Origin of the sequence: Streptomyces alanosinicus, from assembly GCF_014650595.1 — a bacterium.
GTDB lineage: Bacteria > Actinomycetota > Actinomycetes > Streptomycetales > Streptomycetaceae > Streptomyces > Streptomyces alanosinicus.
On the sequence record NZ_BMVG01000001.1, the window covers coordinates 918,173 to 941,523 of the forward strand.

The following is a 23,351-nucleotide window of genomic DNA, read 5'->3' on the forward strand; positions in this document are numbered from 1 at the left end:
GGGGAGTGCCGGCCGGAAGTCCCCGTACTGGGCGTACGTGGGCTTTCGGCCGGTGCGGCGAGAGGGCGTGCCGGGCGTCGCGACGGGGCGAACGTTGCCTGCCGGGGCACTAGAGCGGGTCCGGCAGGGACGGCGCGGGGGCGGCCTCCGCGTGCAGCCGGTCCAGCAGCGCCGCGTAGGCCGCGATCATCCGGGTGCGGCTGAAGCGCTCACGGGCGGCCTCCAGGTCCGGGGCCAGGTCCGCGCGCCCGGCGACGGCCGCGGACCAGGTCAGGGCGATCGCGGCCGGGTCCGGCGGGGTGACGAAGCCCAGCCCGGTGACGATGGCCGCGCTGTCGCCGACATCGGTGGTCACCGGAACCGCGCCGCACATCATGCCCTCGATCAGACACAGCGGCGCCGCCTCCCCGGAGACGGAGGTCAGGGCGACGACATCGGCGGCTGCGTACACGGCCGGCATGTCGTGCCGTACGCCGAGCAGACGCACCCGGTCGGCGAGGGCCGGCGCGTCCGCGAAGGCGTCGGCGAGGTCCGCGCGCAGCCCGGGGTTGCCCGGGGTCATACCGGCCCCGCACATCACCAGGTGCCCACCGCCCTCACGGGCGAGCCAGACGCGGGCCGCGCGCAGCAGCAGGGGGACGTTCTTCATCGCGGCGTACCGGGCCGCGAAGACGACGACGGGTGCCCGGTCGGCGATCCGGAGCGAGGTGCGCAGGGCGAGCCGGGCGGCCGGGTCGGGGCGGAAGCGGAGCAGGTCGACGCCGTTGGGGATGACGTGCAGCAGCCCGGCCGGGATGCCGGCGGCCTCGTAGGCGGCCCGGGTGGACTCGGCGCAGCACACGCATGCGGCCACCGTGCCGTCGGCGATGGCGGCCTTCAGCTCGTCCAGGGCGGGGCCCTGGTTCTCCGGGTCGGAGCGGTGCAGGGCGACGACGACCGGGCGGCGGGGCAGACCGGCCTGGTTCAGCAGGGCCAGCGGCTGCTCCTTCAGGGAGAGGATCACATCGGCCCCGGCCATCGCCCGCGCGGTTTCGGCCAGCTCGGGCCCGCTGAAAGCATTCGCCGCGAGCGCCCCGTCCACCAGGCCGGCGCTGCGGCCGAGCGAGGTGACGCCGATGCCGGCGGCGGTCAGCTCCCGGTAGCAGTGGTCGTCCTCCATGCGCTGCCGGGTGGCCTCGCGGAGAACCTCGCCATGGATGCTGAGTACCTGGTGGGACTGGCCGCCCTCGGCCAGTCCCCGTACGACGTCACTGTGCACGATCCGGGCTCCGCCGGAGAAGAAGCCCTCGTAGACCGACAGCACACGCAGTCCGTGCGAAGCGCGCACACGACCACCCGCCTTGCATAAATGATCGAGAAGATCGAGCCATCCCCGTGAACAGCGGGTTAGCCGATATGAGGCGGTACGGACATTGCGTACGGGTTAACACGAAACGACGTGAATGCTACGCTCAGCCCTTCTTCAGTACCAGCTCCGTGTTCCGGTCCGCCGCGGCGCCGCCGAGGGTCGTGCTGGCGCCCGGGGCGTTGTAGGCCAGCTCACGGTAGAGCGCGGAGAGGCCGGTCTGGGAGAGGTCGGCGAAGTCGGTGCGGTGCGGGGCGGCGGACTCGATCAGCGTGGTGAACACGGAGATCGTGCCGTCCTTGTTGTCCACCAGCTCGACGATGCGGGCGAGGTGGGGGTAGTCGATGTGGGAGGCGGTGGAGATCTCCCAGAAGGAGCGGGCGCCCGAGCCCTTGTGCGGGGTGATGACGTTCTTGTGGACGTGCCCGTTCACCCAGGCCAGCACATTGGCGTGGGCGCCCAGCACGGAGAGCACCTCGGCGCCGCCGTGCCGCTTCTCGCCGGGCCGGGCCGGGTCGGGCCGGGTGTTGTCCATCGACGTGCTGGTGTGGTGGCTGAAGACGACGGCGTAGGAGTCCTTGTTGTCCTTCAGCGTCTTGTCCAGCCACATCAGCTGGGCGGTGCCGAGGGAGCCCTGGGGGAGGCCGCCGGCGTCGGTGGTGTCGAGGCTGATGCCGATGACGTCGTCGGAGATGCGGAAGGCGTAGTACTGGGTGCCGGCGGAGAGGTTCGCCGAGGAGTAGCCGTGCCCGACCGGGCCGAGGCCCTGGTGGGCGGGGTCCAGATGGGCCTTGAGGTAGTCGGCCGGGGTGTAGGGGGCACGCTTCTCGTCGGCCGTGACCGAGCGCATCGAGCGGGCGTGGGCCTTGAGGAAGTCCCGGTAGTGGGCACCCTTGGGGTCGTTGACGCCCTTGATGGCGTCCCCCAGCTTCATGGCGTCCCGCGCGGACACGTCCATCAGCTTCTTGCCGGAGACGGCCGCCTCGGCGAGGTACGGGTCGCCGTGGGAGCCGAAGCAGCCGAGCGGGAGGGCGTCGTGGTTGCCCACGGTGGAGTACCAGGGCAGCTTCAGGCCGGGGCTCTGCACCTCGCGGATCGCGGCGGCCAGGAAGCCCTTCAGGTGCGGGAAGCCGAGCGCCTTGTCGTTGTCGCGCAGGGCGGCGTCGGGCTGCCAGTACAGCTTCATCCCGCTGTTCTGCACGCCCTCGTAGTGCCTGGGGTCACCGGAGTTGGGGCTGATGCGGCCACCGCTCATCACCTTCATGAACCACTCCAGCTCGGAGTGGGCGTTGTTGTCGGTGTTGTCCCCGGTGGTCATCACGAAGTGCAGCGGGGCGCCGGTGGCGGGGGCGCCCTTGAGCGTGTTGACCCGCTCGACGAGCGAGATGGCGCCCTGCACGGTGAGCGCCTCGTGCGGGCGCCAGGAGTGCACGCCGTTGGAGCGCAGGTACTCCAGCCGCAGCGGGTGCTGCACGTCCTGCAGATGCAGGTCGGTGAACTGCACGAAGGCGGCGAGGGCGGTACGGCGGCCCGCCCGGCCGGACTTGGGTGCGGCCAGCTCGCCGCGTACGACCCGCTGCCAGCCGGCACCGTCGCCGAGCCGGCGGTAGCCGGAGCCGGCGCGCGGCGTGGCGACGGAGGCGAGGGTGGTGCCCTTGGTGTAGGGGGCGAGCGGGGTCGCCTCGGCGGCCTGCCCGGAGCGGGCGGCGGGGGCGACGGGGGCCCCGGCCCCGTCGGCCGGTTCCGGCGACGTGGTGGCGGCCTCGCTGTCCGTGGGGCGCAGGGCGTAGCCGACGCCCGCGGAGAGCGTGACAGCTCCGGCGGCGGCGAGGACGGTACGGCGGTTGACCCCCAGAGCGGAGGTGGCGACAGAGCGTATGCGCGGCATGGCGCGATCTCCCCGGGTGCGGACGCGTCGGCTGTGGTCGCGGGCCGTCGCAGACGCGAACACCCCGCTCGCTCTCGATCGTTGGCAGCGGGGATGACCTGCGCGTGAACGCGACGGCAACGCGCACCGCCGATCACCGTACGTGGATCACGCGGTACCGGGTGTGGCCATGGAGTGGATTGCGGGACGCCCAGGGACAGTTACTCCTCGTTCATCTCCCGGGGTAGAGGAGGGGCCTCGGCGGTGAGCCGGCCGTTCGCGGGACGTTCCCGCCACAGACGCAGCGCGGTGTCGATGAGTGGCACCCGATTCAGGTCCGGTACGACCGAAAGGTCCTGCCATGCCGCGAAATCGGTGGATCCACCGACTTCGTACCGGAGTTCACCGCCGACGACCTTGCCTTCGTAGACGAGCCGCAGGGCATGATGGTCCTTGCGGCGGCCGAGGCGGGGGTTGCCGAGAAGCCGCAGGGAGTCCACGCCGAGCAGACCGGTCACCTCGATGCGGTAGCCGGTCTCCTCGGTGACCTCGCGGCGGACGGTGTCGTACGGGTCCTCGCCGTGCTCCATGCCGCCGCCGGGCAGCACCCACTCGGGGGTTCCGTCCGGGCCGGGCGACCGGGCGAGCAGGAGCTGTCCGTCGCGGACGCACACGGCGTAGGCCGCCACCCTCAACTTCTGTTCCATCGAACGACGTTAACCGCTGGGGTTGGCCGGTGAATACTCCGGTGCGGACCAGCGCAGGGGGAGGGCGGCCGGGGTCCAGCGGGCCTCGGCGAGGGTGAAGCGGACCGTGCGCCGGCCTTCGGCGGTGACGGTGGTGTGTGCCGCGCCGGTGAGCTGGAGGGTGTCACCGGTGGTCCAGTCGAGCAGGAGCAGTCCGGCCCGGGGGTCGGTGCGGAGGTTGCCGAGGGTGAGGAACATGGCGTTGCCGGGGTAGTCCGGCCAGGTCAGTTCGGTCGGCGAAGTGACGTGCACGAAGCCGGGGTTGCCGCCGCGGTGGCTGACGTCGGCTCCGCCGGGGTGGACCGTGGCCAGGAAGAAGGTGTCGGCGGCCCGGATGAAGTCCCTTTCGCGCGGGCCGAGTTCGGCGAGGAGGCGGTCAGTGCCGGGCGTGCGGTCGCCGACCGTTTCGTACGACTCCCTGCGCTGGATGTATTTGGGGCAGTTGGAGAAGACCTGGTCCGCTTCGACGGCGAATCCGCGAGGCGCCGGCCGCAGCCGGCCGTTGAGGCGCATACGGCGGCGGGTACGGGGGTCCAGGGCGATGGTGCCCAGGGGCGTGCCGGAGGTGCTCAGCGCCGTCGCGAGGGGGTCCCGCGCCCCTGGAGGCCGGCTGCCGTTCGGCTCGTTCGGCCACCCGTCGGATTCATGCGCGGCATCAGTGGCGACGGACATCCGCCTCGGGCCCGTGGCCCGGACGAAACCGGGTGTGCCCGTGAGGGCCGAGGTCCAGACCCTCCCCGTCTCCGGGGACGCCGCGCCGACGATCAGCAGGGGTTGCAGCGCCAGGAAGGCCGCGGCGACCGGCTTGATGTCCTGGCCCAGGGAGCGGCCCACGTGGTCGGCGCGGTCGCGGACGCCCAGCAGTTCCTGCAGGGCGAGCGAGCCCGCGTGGTAGGTGCCCATGGCTAGAAGAAGCCGCAGGTCGGGGCGTCCACGTGGGGGGCCGGGGCGCCGTCGGGGCCGAGGGGGGCGGAGATCTCCAGGCGGATGCCGTCGGGGTCGTGGAAGAAGATGCCGCCCGACGTCCCGCCCTCGCGGTGGGCGACCACGCCCTCGTGGGCGAAGTCGAACCCGGCCGCCCGCAGCGCGGTCTCGTACCGCCGGACCTCCTCGACGGAGTCCACCGTGAAAGCGAGGTGGTGCAGTCCGGGGCGGCCGCTGTCGTACGACCCCCGCGCCTGCTGCCAGAGGGTGACGAGCGGGGCTTCGCCGCTCTCGCCCAGCATCGCCCAGCGCTGCTCGTCCTCCTTGCCCTCGGCGAGCACGGTGAAGCCGAGGAGGTCGCGGTAGAGGGCGAGGGAGCGGTCGAGGTCGGTGACGTTCAGGCCGGTGTGCGCGATGCGCGGAGCCATGGGGTTCTCCTTCTTGAATCATCTAACCTTCATCATGAGATTAAGGGGTTATAGACGGGGAAGTCAACCGGTGACGTACTCTTGAACGGTTAGCCAGAGAAGGAGCGCCCCCATGCCCCCCGCCCCCGATCCCCGCCCGCTCACCGGTGAGCCGCTCGCGCTCGATCTGCTCAACACCCGGTGGAACCGGGACGGCGTCACCCAGGACCTGCTCGCCGACACCGACGGGCTGGCGGTGTGGCTCGCGGGCAACGGGCTGGCCGGCACCCACCCGGCCGACGCACAGGTGCTGCGCCATCTGCACGAGGCCCGCGAGGCGCTCACGGCCGCGGTGAACGGGCCACCGCGCGCGGCGGCGCCGCTCGTGGACGCCGTCCTGGCGCACGGGCGGATCCGGGCCCGGCTGACCGCCGACGGTCCCGCCGAGGAGGCGGAGTTCGCCGACCCGGCCTGGGGGCCGGCCTGGCTGGCCGCCCGCGACTATCTGCACCTGCTCGACCGGGCCCCGGACCGGATCCGCGGCTGCGCGGGCGGCGGCTGCATCCTGCATTTCTTCGACACGTCCCGGAACGGCACCCGCCGCTGGTGCTCGATGGCCGCGTGCGGCAACCGGGCGAAGGCGTCACGGCATTACGCGCGCTCCAAGGAGAGCTGACCTCATCCGGTTCGAGGCGTACGTCACACCGCCGTGTGGCCGGGGTCCGCACGGGCAGGGGCGGGACAGCACAGCTTGCGGCGCGGGGCCTTCGCCGAGGGAATTCCTCCAGCTCAGCGGGGTGAACGGCGGAGGCGTGGAACCGTCGGACGGGGGAAGTCTGTCCCATTCCTCGGGCACGCCGGGCAAAGAATTGGACAGGTGGACCGGGGTCGGCCGCATGATGGAAACGCCCCGGTCACGCACCTGGCCGTGGAAGAAAAGCACAGAAGAGACACACAGAGGGAGTCGCTGTGAGGGTCGGAATCGTCGGAGCCACCGGTCAGGTCGGCACGGTCATGCGCGGGATCCTCACGGAGCGGAACTTCCCGGTCACGCAGCTGCGTCTGTTCGCCTCGGCCCGCTCGGCCGGCAGCCTGCTGGACGGCGTCACGGTGGAGGACGCGGCGACCGCCGACTACACCGGTCTCGACATCGTGCTCTTCTCCGCGGGCGGCGCGACCTCCAAGGCGCTGGCCGAGAAGGTCGCCTCGCAGGGCGCCGTCGTGATCGACAACTCCTCGGCCTGGCGCAAGGACCCCGAGGTCCCGCTGGTGGTCTCCGAGGTGAACCCGCACGCGGTCGCCGACCGCCCCAAGGGCATCATCGCCAACCCGAACTGCACCACGATGGCCGCGATGCCGGTCCTGAAGCCGCTGCACGAGGAGGCCGGCCTTCAGGCGCTCGTCGTCGCCACCTACCAGGCGGTGTCCGGCTCGGGCCTCGCGGGCGTGGCCGAGCTGCACGGCCAGGCGCAGAAGGTCGTCGCCGAGGCCGACAAGCTGACCCACGACGGTGCGGCGGTGGACTTCCCCGAGCCGCAGGTCTACAAGCGGCCGATCGCCTTCAACGTGCTTCCGCTGGCGGGCTCGATCGTCGACGACGGACTGAACGAGACCGACGAGGAGCAGAAGCTGCGCAACGAGTCCCGCAAGATCCTGGAGATCCCGGGTCTGAAGGTCTCCGGCACCTGTGTCCGCGTCCCGGTCTTCTCCGGCCACTCCCTCCAGGTCAACGCCCGCTTCGCCCGTCCGATCTCCCCCGAGCGCGCGACCGAGCTGCTCGCGGGCGCCCCGGGCGTCGCCCTCTCCGACATCCCCACGCCCCTCCAGGCGGCCGGCCAGGACCCGTCGTACGTCGGCCGCGTCCGCCGCGACGAGACGGTGGACAACGGCCTCGCGCTGTTCATCTCCAACGACAACCTCCGCAAGGGCGCCGCGCTGAACGCGGTGCAGATCGCGGAGCTGGTGGCGGCGGAGCTGTCCGCGAAGTAGGCCACCGCACGCACAAAGGCGTACCGGGAACGGCTGTGACCGATGAGTTTCCCTGGTGTCGTAGGTCTGCACAGACGTATGACAGACACTCATCGGACACTCGCTCAGGGAGTTCCCCATGCTGCTCACCGACAGGACCGCGATCGTGTACGGCGCCGGCGGCTCGATCGGCGGCGCCGTGGCCCGCGCCTTCGCCCGTGAGGGCGCCCGGGTGCACCTCGTGGGCCGTACCCGGCAGACGCTGGACACCGTGGCGAAGGACATCACCGCGGCCGGCGGACACGCCGAGACGGCTGTCGTGGACGCACTGGACGAGGCGGCGGTGGAGGAGCACGCGGACCGGGTCTGCACGATCGACGTCTCCTTCAACCTGGTGAGCCGGGGCGACGTACAGGGCGCCCCGCTGACACAGATGTCCGCCGACGACTTCCTGCGCCCCGTCCTCGACGGCACGCGCGCCAACTTCCTCACCGCCCGCGCCGCCGCCCGCCGCATGGCCGAACGCGGCTCGGGTGTGATCCTCACCCTCAACAGCGGCTCCGCGCACGGTAGTCCGATGATGGGCGGCACCGGCCCGGCCGACGCGGCCACCGACGCCCTGGTGCGCAACCTCGCCATGGAGCTGGGCCCGCGCGGGGTGCGCGTGGTGGGCCTGTGGGCGGCGGGCGTCCCGGAGACCCTGTCCGAGGACAAGCTCCGCGCCGTCGACCCGAACGTGAACATCGCGGGCATCCTCGACCACCTGGCCGGCCTGCGCATGACCCGCCGCAACCCCACCCTCGCCGAGATCACCGCCACGGCCGTCTTCCTCGCCTCCGACCACGCGGCAGGCATCACCGGCACGTTCGTCAATGTGACCGGGGGGATGTTCCCGGGCTGACCAACAGGCATGGCAAGGGCGCCCGGTACCACGTCCGGGCGCCCTGATCGGTGTGCCTACTCGCCGGCCGCCGCGTCCGCCGCCTGAGCCTTCAGCGCCCGCTCGACGCCCGCGCGGGATTCCGAGACGAGGCGGCGCAGGGCCGCGTTCGGGTCGGCCGAGGACAGCCAGGTGTCCGTCTTGGTCAGGGTCTCCTCGCAGACCTGGACCGTCGGGTACAGGCCGATCGCGATCTGCTGGGCGATCTCGTGCGAACGGGAGTCCCAGACACCCTTGAGGACCTCGAAGTACGTGTCCGTGTACGCCGCCAGCAGCTCACGCTGGTCGGTCTGCACGAAGCCGCCGATCACGGCCTCCTGCACGGCGTTCGGCAGCTTGTCGGAGTCGACGACCGAGGCCCAGGCCTCCGCCTTCGCCTCCGGCGTCGGGCGGGCGGCGCGGGCCGTCGCCGCGTGGCGTTCGCCGGCCGCGGTCTTGTCCCGCTCGTACTCCGCCGCGATCTCCGCCTCGTCGAAGCGGCCGACCGCCGCCAGCCGCTCCACGAACGTCCAGCGCAGCTCGGTGTCCACGGCCAGGCCCTCGATGGTGTGGGTGCCCTCCAGCAGGCTCTCCAGCAGGTCCAGCTGCTCCGGGGTGCGGGCCGTCGCCGCGAAGGCACGGGCCCAGGCCAGCTGGTGGTCGCTCGCCGGCTCGGCCGCACGCAGATGCGCCAGCGTGGCGTCGGTCCAGCGGGTCAGCAGGGACTCGCGGGCGGCCGGGGCGGCGTACAGGTCGATGGCGAGCTTGACCTGGCGGTGCAGCGACTGCACGACGCCGATGTCGGACTCCTTGCCAATGCCCGACAGGACCAGGGAGAGGTAGTCGCGGGCGGCCAGTTCGGCGTCCCGCGTCATGTCCCAGGCCGACGCCCAGCACAGGGCGCGCGGCAGGGAGGCGCCGAAGTCGCCGAGGTGCTCGGTGACGAACGCCAGCGACGGCTCGTCCAGGCGGACCTTCGCGTACGACAGGTCGTCGTCGTTCAGCAGGATCACCGCCGGGCGCCGCTTGCCCGCCAGCTGAGGTACGACCGTCAGCTCGCCGTCGACGTCGAGCTCGACGCGCTCGGTGCGCACCAGCTTGCCGCTCGCGGCGTCGAGGTCGTAGAAGCCGATCGCGATGCGGTGCGGGCGCAGCACCGGCTCGCCCTTGGCGCCGGCGGGCAGCGCCGGGGCCTCCTGGCGGACGGCGAAGGAGGTGATCGAGCCATCGGCGTCCGTCGCGACCTCGGGGCGCAGGATGTTGATGCCCGCCGTCTCCAGCCACTTCTTCGACCAGGTCTTCAGGTCGCGCCCGGAGGTCTCCTCCAGCGCGCCGAGCAGGTCGGACAGGCGCGTGTTGCCGAACGCGTGCCGCTTGAAGTACGCCTGCACGCCCTTGAAGAACTCGTCCTCGCCGACGTACGCGACGAGCTGCTTCAGCACGCTCGCGCCCTTGGCGTACGTGATGCCGTCGAAGTTGACGAGCACGTCGTCCAGGTCGCGGATGTCCGCCATGATCGGGTGCGTGGACGGCAGCTGGTCCTGCCGGTACGCCCAGGTCTTCATGGAGTTCGCGAACGTGGTCCACGAGTGCGGCCAGCGCGAGCCGGGGGCGGCGGCCTGGCAGGCGATGGAGGTGTAGGTGGCGAACGACTCGTTCAGCCACAGGTCGTTCCACCACTCCATGGTGACCAGGTCGCCGAACCACATGTGGGCCAGCTCGTGCAGGATCGTCTCGGCCCGCACCTCGTACGCCGCGTCGGTCACCTTGGACCGGAAGACGTACTGGTCGCGGATGGTGACGGCGCCCGCGTTCTCCATCGCGCCCGCGTTGAACTCGGGCACGAACAGCTGGTCGTACTTCGCGAACGGGTAGGCGTAGTCGAACTTCTCCTGGAACCAGTCGAAGCCCTGCCGGGTGACCTCGAAGATCGCGTCCGAGTCCAGGAACTCGGCGAGCGACGGACGGCAGTAGATGCCCAGCGGCACACTCTGCCCGTCCTTCTCGTACACGCTGTGCACCGAGTGGTACGGACCGACGATCAGCGCCGTGATGTACGACGAGATGCGCGGGGTCGGCTCGAAGGCCCAGACGCTGTCCTTGGGCTCGGGCGTCGGCGAGTTCGAGATGACGGTCCAGCCCTCGGGCGCCGTCACGGTGAACTGGAAGGTCGCCTTCAGGTCCGGCTGCTCGAACGAGGCGAAGACCCGGCGGGCGTCCGGCACCTCGAACTGGGTGTAGAGGTACGCCTGCTCGTCGACCGGGTCGACAAAGCGGTGCAGGCCCTCGCCGGTGTTGGTGTACGCGCAGTCCGCGACCACGCGCAGCACGTTCCGGCCCTCCAGCAGCCCCGGCAGCGCGATCCGCGAGTCCTCGAAGACCTCGGCGGGGTCGAGCGCGTCGCCGTTCAGGGTCACCTCGTGGACGGTGGGCGCCACCAGGTCGATGAAGGACGCGGATCCGCCGCGGGCGACGTCGAAGCGCACCGTGGTCACGGACCGGTAGGTGCCGCCGTCCTGCGCGCCGGAGAGGTCGAGGTCGATCTCGTACGAGTCAACGGTGAGCAGCTCGGCCCGCGCTTGCGCCTCTTCGCGAGTCAGGTTTGTGCCAGGCACGCGGTCATCTCCTCGTTATGTGTGGGTTGCGCCATCCTTCCATGGGATCCACAGGGAGCGCGATGTCCGGTTCCCGCCGGTGAGCGCGGCGCCGGAAGCGGACCCTGGACGCATGACGACGACATACACCACACACACGTACCCGGCGCGTCCGATCCCCCCGGAAACCCTGACCGCCCTGCGGACCACCGACGACGCGGGCCGCCCCATGACCTCCTTCACCGACGAGGAGGGCGGCGCCCCGCTGCGCTGCTGCCTGCGCCGCAGCGCGCCGGGCGAGCGGATCGCCCTGGTCGCGTACGCGCCGCTGCGCCGCTGGGCGGCCGAGACGGGCGCCGCCCCCGGCGCGTACGACGAGCAGGGCCCGGTCTTCATCCACGCCGCCCCCTGCCCGGGCCCGGCCGACCCCGCCGCCCTGCCCTTCACCGACGCCCACCGCGTCCTGCGCCGCTACTGCGCCGACGGCCGCATCCTGGGCGGCCGCCTGGTCGACACCGACTTCCCGTCCGCCCTCGCCGAGGCCTTCACGGACCCGGAGGTGGCGGTGGTGCAGGTGCGGGCGGTGGAGTACGGGTGCTTCTTGTACGAGGTGCGGCGGGCCTAGTTCCTGGTTGTGGGACCCGTCGGGCCTACGGCCGTGGCGTCGGCCGGCGCCGGTAGCCGGTGGCCAGCACGGAGACGGTGACCCGGTCCGGCAGCCGGTCGCCGCGGGCCAGGTCGTCGGGGTCCGCATGGCGGGCGCTCGGTGTCATCCCGACCAGGTCGGACAGCTCCGGCCCGGTGAGGGAGAGACGGTACTCGACCCGTTCGGTCTCGGCGGCCTCGAAGTAGGGGTCCAGGGCCTGGTGCAGCCGGTGTTCCTTCGCCGGGTCGACCGTGACCATCGAGGGCACCCGGCCACGCAGCTCGGCGAGGTGCCGCGCCGTGGGACGTACGACGACCAGCCGGCCGGCGGGGCGCAGTATCCGGTGGAACTCGGCCGGATTGCGCGGGGCGAACACGTCCAGGACGACATCGGCCGCCCCGTCGGCGAGCGGGAAGGGCCGGAAGACGTCCCAGCTCGCCGCGGCGGCCCGGCCGTGGACCCGGGCCGCCGAGCGCAGGGCGCGCACCGAGGTGTCCAGTCCCAGACCGCGGGCGCCGGGCACCCGGTCGAGGACACCGGCCAGGTAGTAGCCGGTACCGCACCCCGCGTCCACGACCGTGCCCCGGCCCGGCAGCGCGACGGCGGCGAGGCCGGCCACCGCCCGGCGCACGGGGCCGTAGCCGCCGGTGGCCAGGAACCGGTCCCGGGACCGCGCCATGGCCGCGTCGTCGCCGCTGGTGGCACGGGTGCCGGTCAGGAGGCCGGCATAGCCGTGCCGGGCCAGGTCGAAGGTGTGACCGGCCCGGCAGCGCAGCGCACCGCGGTCGGGGCGCAGCCGGGGCACGCGGCATGTGGGGCAGCGCAGCAGATCGAGGAAGGGCGCGAGGGCAGGGGGATACGACGTGGGCATGGGGCACTCCTGGCGGGGCGAGGGAAGGGAACCGTGCCTGCGTGCGCGCGGGACGATCCACACGCCGGACGATCCACGCGCGGGATGTGTCACACGACAGGCACACGGAGGAGGGCGACACCGTCGGGTGTCGCCCTCACTGCCTTCCGGTCAGAGGAAGCAGTGGTGCGGAGTGCTCAGGAAACCCATGGGGTCAGTCTAGGAACTGCGGCCGAACGTTCCGAATCCATTCAGGCACCGGACCGCTCTTGAACTCCGCCCACACAGTCTTCCCCGGGTTGTGGACCACAACGCCGAAGTCATCAGCGAAGGCTGTCACCAGGAGAAGCCCCCTACCCCGGCACCCATCGGCCCCTTGCTGCACGACGTGTGGATGTCCGCCCCCGCTGTCGCGCACCTCGACGCGGATCAGGGGGCCGTCGGCGACAAGCATCAGGCAGAACTCACGGCCTGGAGGAACACCGTGCAGCACGGCGTTCGTGGCTAACTCCGAGACGCAGAGCCTCACATCGTCGTACCGATCGAGGCGGTCCCACTCCGTGAGCGCTTCGAGAGCGAATGCGCGGGCGGCTGCTACGGATCTGTGCGTACGAGGGAATCGTCTTTGCCGTGACTGAGACATAGTGCACCCCGCCTTGCTCCGAGTTGAGCGATCGACCAGCACCATACCAGCTTTCACGAAAAGCAGAGAGGTATGCTCAGGGGGGCAAGTGAGGCGAGTCGCTTACCGTGTAGAGCGGCGAGATCGGCAACCGACACAGGAGGACACCGTGAGCGACAGCACGTGGGTCAGTACCTCGATGCCGTACCTGACACCACGACAGAAGGGGCAGCCCGACGCCTGGGGAACCGAGGCCGCGGCGCGCGGCGGCAAAGGGAGCCAGCGCATCGTGCAGGCCGGCGAGGTGCTCGCCTCGGACGAAGTCGCCGCACTCCTCGGTGCAGCCGAGGGGGAGACCGTTGTCGTGCGCCGCCGAATCATCCAACTCAATGATCTACCTTGCGAGTTGACTGACACGTATTACCCCGTGAGCATCGCCCGCGGTACCCGTCTCGCCGAGAAGGGGAAGATCCCCGGTGGCGCCGTGACCCTCCTCGCCGAACTCGGGCACGTCGGCACACGCGTGTGTGAGGACGTGACCGCCCGCCTTCCCAGCGCGGAGGAGCGCGAGGTCCTGCAGCTCGCTGCCGACGAGCCGGTCCTCAAGCTGAGCCGGGTCACGTTGGACAGCAAGGACCGGCCCATTCAGGTCGACATAATGGTCATGCCGGCTCACAGGCAGCGGCTTCGTTACGAGCTTCGGATCGGATGACCGTGCCCACCGACAACACCGACAGCCCGGACCGCCGGTCACTGCACGAGCGGATCGCCGCCGACCTCCGGGACGAGATCATGAGCGGGGATCTGGCTCCGGGTGCGAGTCTGCCCTCCACCGCTCAGCTCAAGGAACGATTCGACGCATCCAACGCCACCATCCAGAAGGCGCTCCAAGTCCTCAAGGACGAGCGGCTCGTGATCGGTCGCGCCGGAGCCTCAGTCACCGTCCGCGAGCATCGCCAGCGGACCATGCGCCCGGCTTCGTACATGGCTCCGGCCGAGCCGGGCGAGCCGTACCGCTGGCTGGCCGAGGCCGCGAAGCGGGGATTCCGGGCTCAGAGCACCCTGCTGGATGTGAGCGAGGTCAGACCTCCCGCCGACGTCGCCGCGGCTTTGAACATCGCCGCCGGTGACACGACCCTTCTGCGGCACCAGCTCCTCTCCACCGACGGCGAACCGGCCGAACTGGTCAGGTCGTACTACCCCATGCACATCGCCCGGGGAACGGCTATCGCGGAGAAGCGCAAGATCAAGGGTGGTACACCCACCCTTCTCACCGAACTCGGCTTCCCTCCCCGCCTGAGCGTCGACCGGGTCTCCGCCAGAGTTCCCACCCAGGATCAGTACCAGGCCCTGAGCCTGCCCAGCGATCTTCCGGTGCTCCGGACGCTGCGCGTGGTGTACAGCGACGGCAACCGCCCCATCGAGGCCACCGTCATGGTCAAGGCAGGCCATCTCTACGAAGTGCAGTACGAGTTCACTCCCGAGTGACCGGGGCGGCATGAGCGCCCGCCGCCTCCCGCAGCGCCTGCAGTACATGCGTCACCGCCCGGCCCGTCTCGCCGCCCCTGCGGACCGCTGCCGTCACATGGCGGACCGGGCCTGCCGGGCCGAGGTCGCGCAGCACGACGCCGGCGCGGCGGGTCGCGGCCATTCTCGGGACCAGGGCCACGCCCATGCCCGCCTCCACCATGGCGAGGATCGCGGTCCAGCCGGAGGCGGAGTGGCCCTGGTGGGGGCTGAAGCCGGCGGTCTCGCAGGCGCGGCGGGTGATGGCCGACCAGGGGCCGCTGCCGCCGAAGATCCAGGGTTCGGCGGCCAGGTCGGTGAGGGTCAGGGCAGGGGCCGTGGCCAGGGGGTGGCCGGGAGGCAGGGCCACGTCCAAGGGGTCGGCCAGGAGGGGGACTTGAGTGAAGCGGGGGTCCGCCGCGCTCGGGGCCTCGGCCGCCAGGGACAGGGCCAGGTCCACGTTGCCGGCGGTCAGGAGGTCGTAGGCCTCGGCCGCCTCCGCCTCCCGTACCCGGACGGTCACCCCGGGGTGGGTGTCCCGCAGGGCCCGTACGGCCGGGACGACCAGGGCGGGGACCGAGGTGGAGAAGGCGCCTACCCGCACCTCGCCCGCCTCTCCCCGGCTGTACGCCGCCAACTCGGCGTCCGCACGCTCCAGTTGCTCGAAGACCGGCTCCGTGTGGGTCAGCACCAGACGCGCCGCGTCGGTGAGACGGACCCGCCGGCCCTGCGCCTCCAGCAGGGGCACGCCGAGTTGTCGGGAGAGATTGGTCAGCTGCTGGGAGACCGCGGACGGGGTCATGTGCAGGGCCTCGGCCGTCGCGGTGACCGTCCCTCGCTCCCGCAGGGTGCGCAAGATCTGCAGCTTCCGGATGTCCCACTCGGCCATGCCGGGAAAACTACACGTCAACGCCGTGCCCCGGCGCCCAGCACCACCCCGGCGAGGATCAGGCCCATCGACAGCAGCTGCGGCCCGCCGGTCGTCTCGCCGAGGACGGCCCAGGAGAGCAGGGCCACGCAGACCGGCTGGAGGTAGTAGACGATGCCCGCGCGGGTCGCGCCGATCAGGGCGATGGCCTTGTTCCAGGCGAAGAAGGCGAGGGCGGAGGAGGCCACGCCCACATAGAGGAGCGGCAGGACCGTGCCGGTGGTCGGGGTGAAGCCGCCCTGGAGGGCCAGGCTCGCGGCCTGGACGGGGAGCAGGAGGGCGGTGCCGATGAGGAATGTCGTGAAGAGGAAGGCCGTGCCCGCCAGTTCGGCCGGCCTGCGGCGCAGCAGCGCGCTGTAACCCGCGAAGCAGCAGGTGGCCGCGATCATCCACAGGTCGCCGGGGGCGAACTCCGCGCCGCCGCCGACGAGCAGCGCCACGCCCGCGCAGGCGACGAGCAGCCCGGCGGTACGACGCGCGCCGAGCCGTACGCCTCCGAGGCGTTCGAACACCGCCATGAGCACCGGCGAGGCCGCCATGATCATGCCCATGGTGGGGGCCGGGGTGGTCAGTCCGGCCTGGTTGACGAGGGTGTTGTAGACGGCCACGCCGAGGAGGGAGGCGAGGAGGACGTAGCGGGCGTGGCGGCGCAGCAGGGCCCGCTGGCGCCAGGCCTGTCGGGCGCCGAAGGGGGCCACGGCGAGCAGGGCGATCACCCAGCGCCAGAAGGCGTGCTGGATGGGCGGGACGCTGTCGTGCAGGCCTCGGGAGACGACGAAACTGCCCGACCAGACGACCGTGGCGAGCGCGGCGCAGGCGAGGCCGAGCAGCGGGGCGGCCGCCTCGCGCGGGAGGCGGGGGGCGGCCGGGGCAGGGGCAGGGGCAGGGGTCGTGGTCCGGTGCAGGACGGCGGTCACGGGGATCCTTTCGGGGGCGATGGTGCGGGTGTGTGGTGCGGTGCGGTGCTCCTACCGTCGCAGCGGGCGACCTATCAGGTCTATCGAAAGTTTTTGACTATTCTCTTCAGTAGAACTGAACGATCGCACGTCGCCCCAGCCGCTCCCGCTCGCCGGTCGCCCCCGCCTCCCCGGTCGCCCAGCTGTCCCGCGAGCGTCGCGCCGAAGGCCAGCGCCATGCCCGCCACCTGCACCGGTGCGAGCGCCTGGCCGAGCGCCGCCCAGCCGACGGCGGCCGCCGTGAGCGGGGACAGCGGGCCGAGGAAGGCGACCTGGGGAGCGGTGAGGCGGCCGATGCCGCGGAACCAGAGGCAGTACGCCACCGCCGTGTTGGCCAGGGCCAGGTAGGCATAGCCGCCGAGGGCACGGCCGTCCAGCGCGGGCGGGGCGCCCTCGGCCAGGAAGGCGACCGGCGCGATGAGCAGGCCGCCGGCGGTGAGCTGCCAGCCGGTGAGCGCGAGCGGGCCGACACCGTCCGGGCGGCCCCACCGCTTGGTCAGGACCGTGCCGGCCGCCATCGAGGCGGTGGCGGCGACGGCCGCGAGCACACCGAGGGCGTCGAGCGCTCCGGCCCCCCGCAGGACGACGAGGCTGACGCCGAGCGCGGCGACGGCACCGGTGACGAGCGTGCGCGGGGCCGGCCGCTGCCCGAGCAGCAGAGCGGAGAGGCCGACGACGAACAGCGGCTGGACCGAGCCGACGACGGCGGCCATGCCACCGGGCAGCCGGTACGCCGACACGAACAGCAGCGGGAAGAAGGCGCCGATGTTCAGCGCGCCGAGCACCGCCGCCTTGCCCCACCAGCCGCCGCGCGGCCGCACCCGGGTCAGCGCCAGCAGGACGAGTCCGGCGGGCAGGGCCCGCGCCAGGGCCGTGAACAGCGGGCGGTCCGGCGGCAGGAACGCGGTGGTGACGGCGTACGTGGTGCCCCAGGAAACGGGGGCGAGGGCGGTGAGCGGGACGCTCACGGATCGCTTCACGGCCGGTTCCCTTCGGGACCGGCGGGAACAGGGGACGGCACGAGGGACGCAGCCGGGGCCGAGAGGGGGGCCGGACCGGGGACCGGGCCAAAGGCCGGACCGGGGACCGGGCCGGAGGTCGGGGGGCCGCCGTGGGTCACGGTTGTCGGCAGGGGCCGTAGCGCCTGAGCGGGCAGTCGGCGTTCCGTCCGGATCAGCAGGGCGGCGGCCACCGCCGAGGTGAGGACGAGGACGGCCCAGGGCGCCCGGCCGTCCAGGGCGAGCAGGGCGGTGAAGAGTGAGGGCGCCACGGCCTTCGCCAGCGACCAGGACATCTGGTACGCCGCCAGGTACCGGCCGCGTACGGCCTCCGGCGCCGCCTCGACGGCGAGCACCTGGGAGGCGGGGCTGTGGATCAGCTCGCCGAGGGTGTAGACGACGACCACGGCGGCCAGGGCGCCGCCGAGGACGCCGGGCGAGTGGGGCCGTACGGTGCCGAGCACGATCTGCGCGGCGAAGGCGGCCGCGAACAGGGCCCCGCCCAGCGCCGCCGCCCGAGTGCGCCGGGCTCCGGTCCTGCGGACCCAGGCGCCGACACCGACCCCGGCGACCGCGCACAGCACGGTGTTGACGGTGAACGCGGCGCCGGTGAGCACCGACGGGCCGTGCAGCCACTCCACCATGAACAGCGGGAAGAGCACCGCCAGGGCCGAATAGCTCAGCGCGTTCAGGAAGTTGGCGCCGGTGACGACCAGGAAGGGCCGGTCGGCGAGAACGAGCCGGTAGCCGGCGCCCGCCCGGTGCGTGCCCGGGGCCTCCCCGGCCGGCGGCGCCGGCCGCAGCGGTCGCAGCAGCAGCGCCGCGAATGCGAAGGAGAGGGCGTTGCCCCAGGCCGCGTACGAGTAACCGGCGTGGCCCAGGACGGAGACGACCAGCGTGGCCAGCAGCGCGCCCGCCCCGCTCCCGGCGTTCTGCAGCGCGCGCGTCGACGCCTGCAGCCGGTCCCGGCCCGCCCCGTGCGCCACCTCGCCGATCAGCGACTGCTGGGCGGCCGGGAAGGCCCGGTCGGCGGCGGCCGTGACCAGGGCGACGACCGCGAAGGCACCCAGGGAGTGCGCGAAGGGGTAGAGGGCGAAGCCGGCGACCCGGACGCCGTAGAGCGCGTACAGCACCCGCTTCGCGCCGTGGCGGTCCACCGCCGCGCCGGCGAGCGGCAGCAGGGCGATGCCGGCGAGGCCGGTGGCGGTGAGCACGGCACCCACGACCGTGAAGGACAGCCCGGTGACGGCGTGGAAGAAGACCAGGGTGAACGGGACGTACATGCCGGTGCCGACGCCGTTGACGGCGGCGGTGACGGGCAGCGCCCACTCGCCCGGGACACGGCCGTCCGCCCGGCTCTTTCTCTTGATCGCGTGAGTCCTCATGCGCCCTCCTAAGTAGCTTGCTCGAAAGTAGCTTAGCGCCAAGCTACTTTTCCGCAAGCTACTTTCTTGCGGGTGACCATCGAGCGAGGAATACTCGGCCCATGAGCGAAGGCCCACAGCAGCACAGGGATCCCGTCGACGCGATCATCGACCAGTGGGCCGCCGTCCGGCCGGACCTCGACACCAGGGCGATGGAGGTCTTCGGCCGGATCTACCGCCTCTCCCGCACGATGGGGGACCGCATGGAGGAGGCGTACCGCCCCTACGGCATCTCCCGCGGCGAGTTCGACGTGCTCTCGACCCTGCGCCGCTCGGGCGAGCCGTACACCCTCTCGCCGCGCGAGCTGTCGGCCACCCTCATGCTCACCACCGGCGGCATGACCGGCCGCCTCGACAAGCTGGAGAAGGCCGGCCTGCTGCGCCGCTCCCCCGACCCGCACGACCGGCGCGGCCTGAAGGTGACGCTGACCGAGAAGGGACTGGACGTCATCGACCGGGCGGTCACCGCGGGCCTCACGGTCCAGACGGCGGCCCTGTCACCCTTCGACGACGAACAGGCCGGCCAACTGGCCGGCCTGCTGCGGGAGTTGCTCTCCGGTACGGAGGAAGCGGGGCGCTAGTGCCCCAACAGGCAACGTTCGCCCCGTCGCGACGCCCGGCACGCCCTCTCGCCGCACCGGCCGAAAGCCCACGTACGCCCAGTACGAGGACTTCCGGCCGGCACGCCGAGAGCACGCACCGGACGCCGCTCCTTCACGGGCAAACGTTGCCTGCCGGGGCACTAGGGCGCGTATCGAGTGGGCGCGAGGAGCGGCGGCGTCCGCGCCGCCGACGCAGACCCCGGTTGAAGGCCGCTCTCCTGGGACGCTCTCGGGGCGGGCAGACCAGCAAGGTCCACCTCGCAGCCCGTCAGCCACGACGCCAGGCTCTACAAAGAGCGGACCACTCGGCCGTCCTGACGGTAGCGTCATCGACATGACGGCTGACGGTGAGACGGCGGAGGGCGAAGCCCTGGCCGGAGGCATGATGAACGCGGGCGCGGTCTTCCGCCACGGTGCTCTGGTAGAACGCCCGGCGCCGCGCACCGCGCGCGCCCTCCATGCCCATCTCCTCGCGCTCGAAGAACACGGGTTCGACGCGGCTCCGAGGCCGATCCGTCTTACCGCAGACGGCCGCGAGCAGCTGACCTTCATCCCGGGCGACGTCGCTCTACCGCCGTATCCGCGCTGGGCGATGACCGAGACCGCGTTGAGATCGGTGGGCAGCCTGCTGCGCCGCCTGCACGACGCCAGCGCGGCCATCGCGGTTGACGCATGCGTCAACTGGCCCCGGTCCCTGGCCGACCCGGCGGGAGGAACGATGCTGTGCCACAACGACGTGTGCCCGGACAACGTCGTCTTCCGCGACGGCCATGCCGCAGCCCTGATCGATTTCGACCTGGCGGCCCCCGGCCGAGCCGTATGGGACGTTGCCATGACCGCCCGCTACTGGATTCCCATGCTCGATCCCACGTCCGCGGCAGTTCTCCATCCCGCGGGGCTGGACGCCCCGACACGACTGCGGATCCTCGCCGACGGTTACGGCCTCTCCCCGCAGGAGCGCGCTGAACTGCCCGGCGTCATCGAACAGGCCACCGCATCCTGCCGGGCCTTCGTCACCGACCGAGTGGCCGACGGTGATCCCGCCTACACCCGGGCACTGTCCGAGCACGGTGGCTGGCAGCGCTGGGACCGCATCCAGGAGTGGCTAGCGGCACACCGCGAGTTGTTCACGGCTGCCCTGTTGAAATGAGGCGCTCAGAGGTTAAAGCACAAGCTGAGCCACCTGAACTACCCGAGAGCGAGGGACGGCGTGCGGGCGGGGCCCGGCTCCGGATGACCCGAGGGCACCGGCTCCGGCCGGGCGTCCGCCGACTCCAGGCGGAGCATGGCCTGCTCGTCCGGGGTGCCGGGGGCCGCCTGGTAGACCACCATCCGCTGGCCGCCCGTCCGGGCCAGCCGCATGACCTCATAGGTCAGGGTGATCGGGCCGACCCTGGGATGCTGGAAGGTCTTCTGCCCGCCGCCGCGCTCGCAGACGTCGTACCGCTCCCAGAGCCGCGCGAACTCGGGTGACTTCAGCACCAGTTCGCCGACGAGCGCGGTCAGCTCGGGATCGTCCGGGTCGGCCCCGGCGACCGCCCGCAGATGCGCCACCGACAGGGCGACGTTCTCCTCCCAGGGGTCGTAGATCGTCCGGCCGACCGGGTGGAGGAAGAGATAGCGGATCAGGTTGCGCTGGGGCTCCGGCCAGTCCCAGAGCCCGGGCAGCAGCCGGCGGCCGGGCGGGTTCGCGGCCAGTACGCGGTTGTAGCGGCTCACCACATAGGCGGGCAGCGGGCGCATCGACTCCAGCATGCGCAGTACCGAGTCGCGGACGGTGTGGTCCGAGCAGGCGGGCAGCTCCGAGGCGCGGCCCGCGGCCAGCTCCGCGAGCTCGTGCAGACGCTCGTAACCGTCGCCGCGCAGCCGCAGGGCACGGCCGAGGGCGTCCACGACGGCGAGGGAGGGGTTGGTCTCCCGGCCGCGCTCCAGGCGGATGTAGTAGTCGACGCTCACCCCGGCCAGTGCGGCCAGCTCCTCCCGGCGCAGTCCGGGAGTGCGGCGCACCCCCGCGCCGGCCGGCAGGCCGACCTCCTCCGGGCGCACCTGCGCCCTGCGGGCCTTCAGGTATCTGCCCAGCTCAGTGCCCCGGGTGTCCGCTGATGCTGCTGCCATCCAGCCATTGTCGCAGGCGGGCGGGGAACGTGGGGGGCCCTGTCAGGGCCTGGAACGCGGCACCCCCGGCACAGCGCGGTCTGCCGTACGGCCGCGCGCGGACGCACAGTTGATGCCGGAGCGGGCGGCCCGGCCCGCCGGGGCCCAGGGGGTGCATGGCACCGGACCGCGGCCCGGCAGGCTGCCGCCGCCCGCCCCGTCACCGCCGACAGACCACATCGACAGGCCGTCAACCACCCACGGATTCAAGGGATTCACCGTGCCGAACACCCCGCGCCAGTCCACCAACACCGCCCCCACTCACGAGTACACCCCCGAGGCATCGACGGACGCCCCCAAGTCATCGGCGCACACGGTACGGCGACGACAGCCGGACCGGGCCCGTCCCGCCGCGCCACCCTCCGGTGCCCCCGCCGCGCCACGCGGAGGCGGTCTCGCGCTGCTCGCTTCGCTGCTCGGGTTCACCGTGATCACCATCGACGTCTCGGCCGTGAACATCGCCCTGCCCTCGATCCGGAACTCCTTCAGCGGCGGGATGGCCGGGCTGCAGTGGGTGGTGGACGCGTACACCCTGATGTTCGCCGCCCTGATGCTCTCCGCCGGCGCCCTCTCCGACCGCACCGGCGCCCGCCGCGCCTACGCCTGGGGCATCACCCTGTTCACCCTCGCCTCCCTCGGCTGCGCGCTCGCGCCCGGCATCGGCGTGCTCATCGCCGCGCGCGTGGCGCAGGGCGGCGCCGCCGCGATCGTGATGCCGGCCTCGCTGGCGCTGATCCGGCAGGCGTACGAGGACGCCCGGGAACGCGCCCGTGCGATCGCGCTGTGGACGGTCGGCGGCTCGGTGGCGATGGCCGCGGGCCCGGTGCTGGGCGGGCTGCTCACCGACTCGGCGGGCTGGCGGGCGGTGTTCCTGCTCAACCTCCCGGTGGGCGCGGTGATCCTGGGCCTGCTGATCCGGGTGCCGCGCTCCCCGCGGCGGCCCGCCGCGCTGGACGGCGGCGGCCAGCTCACCGCCGTACTGGCCCTGGCCGGGCTGGCCTTCGCGGTGATCGAGGGCGGCCACCGGGGCTGGACCAGCGGCCCCGTGCTGGCCGCCGCCGCGCTCGCCGTCGTCTCCGGTTACGCCTTCTACGCGACAGAGACCCGACACCGCCAGCCCATGGTCCCGCTGGCCATGCTGAGGAACCGCCGGGTGGCCGTCCCGCTCGCGGTCGGCTTCGCCGTCAACGCCGCCTTCTACGGCGGGATCTTCCTGCTGGGGCTGTACTACCAGCAGCTGCGCGGGATGTCGGGAACGGCGGCCGGACTGATGTTCGTCCCGATGTCGGCGGTGGTGACGGCGACCAACCTGGTCTCGCCGCGCATGGCGGAGCGGATCGGGCGGCGCCCGGTGATCGTCGCCGGCCAGCTGATCTTCGCGGGGGCGATGCTGGCCATGCTGCCGCTGGCCGCGCACACCCCGGTGTGGCTGGTCCTGGTCCTACTGCTGCCGCTGAGCATCGGCGGGGCGCTCGTGGTGCCCGCGCTGACCGCGCTGCTGATGGACGCGGTCCCGGGAGAGCGCGCGGGGACCGCGTCGGGGCTGCTCAACTCCTTCCGGCAGACCGGCGGGGCGCTGGCCGTCGCCCTCTTCGGCAGCCTCCTCGCCGGCCCCGGCGGCGACTTCTCCCTCCAGGGCATGCGCCTCGGCCTCCTGGCCGTCGCCGCGCTTCTCCTCTTTACCGCGGCCCTGTCCCGCGTCCTGCTGCCGCGTGGCTGAGCCCCAACGACGCCGTGAACTCCGCCCAGCCCTTCGGGGTGAGGCGGAGTATCGGGCCGTCGGGGGCTTTGGAGTCGCGGACGGCGATGGTGTGGGGGATGTTGCGGGCGACTTCGACGCAATTCCCTCCGGTGTTGCTATAGCTGGACGTCACGAAGTCGAACTCGGGCATGGG

23 protein-coding genes are annotated in these 23,351 nt (G+C 72.2%); 9 read left to right on the top strand and 14 right to left on the bottom strand.

All coding sequences use genetic code 11. The features are described from left to right. Positions 1–109: 109 nt before the first annotated feature. The 5 genes from IE277_RS04170 to IE277_RS04190 form a co-directional block, all read right to left on the bottom strand. Entirely contained in the window at positions 110–1,303 is a 1,194-nt protein-coding gene (locus tag IE277_RS04170) for a glycosyltransferase (protein ID WP_189949213.1), read from the bottom strand. 148 nt (positions 1,304–1,451) lie between these two features. Further along, positions 1,452–3,233, bottom strand: a complete 1,782-nt coding sequence (locus IE277_RS04175; protein WP_189948562.1) for a TIGR03767 family metallophosphoesterase — start codon at positions 3,231–3,233, stop codon at positions 1,452–1,454. A gap of 200 nt (positions 3,234–3,433) precedes the next feature. Continuing rightward, entirely contained in the window at positions 3,434–3,919 is a 486-nt protein-coding gene (locus IE277_RS04180; RefSeq protein ID WP_189948564.1) for an NUDIX hydrolase, read from the bottom strand. Between the two features lie 9 nt (positions 3,920–3,928). After that, a complete protein-coding gene (locus tag IE277_RS04185; RefSeq protein WP_189948566.1) occupies positions 3,929–4,861 on the bottom strand; it encodes a pyridoxamine 5'-phosphate oxidase family protein in 933 nt (310 codons plus the stop codon). Between the two features lie 2 nt (positions 4,862–4,863). Next, complete coding sequence (locus IE277_RS04190; protein ID WP_189948568.1) at positions 4,864–5,310, bottom strand: VOC family protein; 447 nt, start codon at positions 5,308–5,310, stop codon at positions 4,864–4,866. A 112-nt stretch (positions 5,311–5,422) separates the two neighbouring features. Between IE277_RS04190 and IE277_RS04195 the strand changes: the two genes are divergently transcribed. The 3 genes from IE277_RS04195 to IE277_RS04205 all read left to right on the top strand — a co-directional run bounded on the left by IE277_RS04195 (position 5,423) and on the right by IE277_RS04205 (position 8,158). After that, positions 5,423–5,965: a CGNR zinc finger domain-containing protein gene (locus IE277_RS04195; RefSeq protein ID WP_189948569.1), complete on the top strand. Its 543-nt coding sequence runs from the start codon at positions 5,423–5,425 to the stop codon at positions 5,963–5,965. A gap of 293 nt (positions 5,966–6,258) precedes the next feature. Next, the gene (locus IE277_RS04200; RefSeq protein ID WP_189948570.1) at positions 6,259–7,278 is read left to right on the top strand and encodes an aspartate-semialdehyde dehydrogenase; all 1,020 of its coding nucleotides are present in this window, start codon (positions 6,259–6,261) and stop codon (positions 7,276–7,278) included. 118 nt (positions 7,279–7,396) lie between these two features. Further along, positions 7,397–8,158, top strand: coding sequence for an SDR family NAD(P)-dependent oxidoreductase (locus IE277_RS04205; RefSeq protein WP_189948571.1), 762 nt, complete (start codon positions 7,397–7,399; stop codon positions 8,156–8,158). A 56-nt stretch (positions 8,159–8,214) separates the two neighbouring features. Here IE277_RS04205 and pepN read toward each other — a convergent pair whose 3' ends face one another. After that, a complete protein-coding gene (gene pepN / locus IE277_RS04210; RefSeq protein ID WP_189948572.1) occupies positions 8,215–10,791 on the bottom strand; it encodes an aminopeptidase N in 2,577 nt (858 codons plus the stop codon). 112 nt (positions 10,792–10,903) lie between these two features. Here pepN and IE277_RS04215 point away from each other — a divergent pair, with 112 nt between their 5' ends. After that, positions 10,904–11,395, top strand: a complete 492-nt coding sequence (locus tag IE277_RS04215) for a DUF1203 domain-containing protein (protein WP_189948573.1) — start codon at positions 10,904–10,906, stop codon at positions 11,393–11,395. 25 nt (positions 11,396–11,420) lie between these two features. Here the strand turns inward: IE277_RS04215 and IE277_RS04220 are convergent, their stop codons facing one another. Beyond that, positions 11,421–12,287, bottom strand: a complete 867-nt coding sequence (locus IE277_RS04220; protein WP_189948575.1) for a putative RNA methyltransferase — start codon at positions 12,285–12,287, stop codon at positions 11,421–11,423. A gap of 193 nt (positions 12,288–12,480) precedes the next feature. Further along, positions 12,481–12,909 (bottom strand): ATP-binding protein, encoded by a 429-nt coding sequence (locus IE277_RS04225; RefSeq protein ID WP_189948578.1) that lies wholly within the window; start codon positions 12,907–12,909, stop codon positions 12,481–12,483. Between the two features lie 148 nt (positions 12,910–13,057). Between IE277_RS04225 and IE277_RS04230 the strand changes: the two genes are divergently transcribed. Then, entirely contained in the window at positions 13,058–13,600 is a 543-nt protein-coding gene (locus IE277_RS04230) for a GntR family transcriptional regulator (protein ID WP_189948580.1), read from the top strand. Beyond that, on the top strand, positions 13,597–14,376 hold the full coding sequence (locus tag IE277_RS04235) for a GntR family transcriptional regulator (protein ID WP_189948581.1): 780 nt from the start codon (positions 13,597–13,599) through the stop codon (positions 14,374–14,376). Before IE277_RS04230 ends, IE277_RS04235 begins: the two co-directional genes overlap by 4 nt. On the opposite strand, the gene IE277_RS04240 is transcribed toward IE277_RS04235, so the two are convergent. The 4 genes from IE277_RS04240 to IE277_RS04255 form a co-directional block, all read right to left on the bottom strand. Next, positions 14,363–15,283, bottom strand: a complete 921-nt coding sequence (locus IE277_RS04240) for a LysR family transcriptional regulator (protein ID WP_189948582.1) — start codon at positions 15,281–15,283, stop codon at positions 14,363–14,365. The genes IE277_RS04235 and IE277_RS04240 overlap by 14 nt on opposite strands. A gap of 17 nt (positions 15,284–15,300) precedes the next feature. Further along, the gene (locus tag IE277_RS04245) at positions 15,301–16,239 is read right to left on the bottom strand and encodes a DMT family transporter (RefSeq protein WP_373310701.1); all 939 of its coding nucleotides are present in this window, start codon (positions 16,237–16,239) and stop codon (positions 15,301–15,303) included. An 80-nt stretch (positions 16,240–16,319) separates the two neighbouring features. After that, on the bottom strand, positions 16,320–17,258 hold the full coding sequence (locus IE277_RS04250; protein WP_189948583.1) for an EamA family transporter: 939 nt from the start codon (positions 17,256–17,258) through the stop codon (positions 16,320–16,322). Then, the gene (locus tag IE277_RS04255; RefSeq protein ID WP_229880585.1) at positions 17,255–18,661 is read right to left on the bottom strand and encodes an MFS transporter; all 1,407 of its coding nucleotides are present in this window, start codon (positions 18,659–18,661) and stop codon (positions 17,255–17,257) included. The genes IE277_RS04250 and IE277_RS04255 overlap by 4 nt, the downstream gene beginning before the upstream one ends. Before the next feature lie 101 nt (positions 18,662–18,762). On the opposite strand from IE277_RS04255, the gene IE277_RS04260 reads away from it, so the two are divergent. Together IE277_RS04260 and IE277_RS04265 are read left to right on the top strand one after the other, a co-directional pair. Further along, positions 18,763–19,281 carry a MarR family winged helix-turn-helix transcriptional regulator gene (locus IE277_RS04260; protein ID WP_189948584.1) on the top strand — a complete coding sequence of 173 codons (519 nt, stop codon included), beginning with the start codon at positions 18,763–18,765 and terminating at the stop codon, positions 19,279–19,281. Positions 19,282–19,636: 355 nt separating this feature from the next. Next, a complete protein-coding gene (locus IE277_RS04265) occupies positions 19,637–20,452 on the top strand; it encodes a phosphotransferase (RefSeq protein WP_189948585.1) in 816 nt (271 codons plus the stop codon). A 38-nt stretch (positions 20,453–20,490) separates the two neighbouring features. Here the strand turns inward: IE277_RS04265 and IE277_RS04270 are convergent, their stop codons facing one another. After that, positions 20,491–21,417, bottom strand: a complete 927-nt coding sequence (locus tag IE277_RS04270; protein WP_189948586.1) for a helix-turn-helix domain-containing protein — start codon at positions 21,415–21,417, stop codon at positions 20,491–20,493. Positions 21,418–21,868: 451 nt separating this feature from the next. Here IE277_RS04270 and IE277_RS04275 point away from each other — a divergent pair, with 451 nt between their 5' ends. Next, on the top strand, positions 21,869–23,176 hold the full coding sequence (locus IE277_RS04275) for an MFS transporter (RefSeq protein ID WP_189949217.1): 1,308 nt from the start codon (positions 21,869–21,871) through the stop codon (positions 23,174–23,176). Here IE277_RS04275 and IE277_RS04280 read toward each other — a convergent pair. Next, on the bottom strand, positions 23,136–23,348 hold the full coding sequence (locus IE277_RS04280) for a DUF397 domain-containing protein (protein WP_189948587.1): 213 nt from the start codon (positions 23,346–23,348) through the stop codon (positions 23,136–23,138). The two genes, IE277_RS04275 and IE277_RS04280, sit on opposite strands and share 41 nt — an antisense overlap. Positions 23,349–23,351: the final 3 nt, after the last annotated feature.

What these genes read in the sequence shown, in the direction of transcription:
- IE277_RS04235 (WP_189948581.1), top strand. Translation starts at nt 13,597, where the DNA reads ATGACCGTGCCCACCGACAACACCGACAGCCCGGACCGCCGGTCACTG.
- IE277_RS04215 (WP_189948573.1), top strand. Translation starts at nt 10,904, where the DNA reads ATGACGACGACATACACCACACACACGTACCCGGCGCGTCCGATCCCC.
- IE277_RS04175 (WP_189948562.1), bottom strand. Translation starts at nt 3,233, where the DNA reads ATGCCGCGCATACGCTCTGTCGCCACCTCCGCTCTGGGGGTCAACCGC.
- IE277_RS04255 (WP_229880585.1), bottom strand. Translation starts at nt 18,661, where the DNA reads ATGAGGACTCACGCGATCAAGAGAAAGAGCCGGGCGGACGGCCGTGTC.
- IE277_RS04190 (WP_189948568.1), bottom strand. Translation starts at nt 5,310, where the DNA reads ATGGCTCCGCGCATCGCGCACACCGGCCTGAACGTCACCGACCTCGAC.
- IE277_RS04225 (WP_189948578.1), bottom strand. Translation starts at nt 12,909, where the DNA reads ATGTCTCAGTCACGGCAAAGACGATTCCCTCGTACGCACAGATCCGTA.
- IE277_RS04280 (WP_189948587.1), bottom strand. Translation starts at nt 23,348, where the DNA reads ATGCCCGAGTTCGACTTCGTGACGTCCAGCTATAGCAACACCGGAGGG.
- IE277_RS04260 (WP_189948584.1), top strand. Translation starts at nt 18,763, where the DNA reads ATGAGCGAAGGCCCACAGCAGCACAGGGATCCCGTCGACGCGATCATC.
- IE277_RS04205 (WP_189948571.1), top strand. Translation starts at nt 7,397, where the DNA reads ATGCTGCTCACCGACAGGACCGCGATCGTGTACGGCGCCGGCGGCTCG.
- IE277_RS04265 (WP_189948585.1), top strand. Translation starts at nt 19,637, where the DNA reads ATGACGGCTGACGGTGAGACGGCGGAGGGCGAAGCCCTGGCCGGAGGC.
- IE277_RS04240 (WP_189948582.1), bottom strand. Translation starts at nt 15,283, where the DNA reads ATGGCCGAGTGGGACATCCGGAAGCTGCAGATCTTGCGCACCCTGCGG.
- IE277_RS04185 (WP_189948566.1), bottom strand. Translation starts at nt 4,861, where the DNA reads ATGGGCACCTACCACGCGGGCTCGCTCGCCCTGCAGGAACTGCTGGGC.
- IE277_RS04220 (WP_189948575.1), bottom strand. Translation starts at nt 12,287, where the DNA reads ATGCCCACGTCGTATCCCCCTGCCCTCGCGCCCTTCCTCGATCTGCTG.
- IE277_RS04180 (WP_189948564.1), bottom strand. Translation starts at nt 3,919, where the DNA reads ATGGAACAGAAGTTGAGGGTGGCGGCCTACGCCGTGTGCGTCCGCGAC.
- IE277_RS04270 (WP_189948586.1), bottom strand. Translation starts at nt 21,417, where the DNA reads ATGGCAGCAGCATCAGCGGACACCCGGGGCACTGAGCTGGGCAGATAC.
- IE277_RS04195 (WP_189948569.1), top strand. Translation starts at nt 5,423, where the DNA reads ATGCCCCCCGCCCCCGATCCCCGCCCGCTCACCGGTGAGCCGCTCGCG.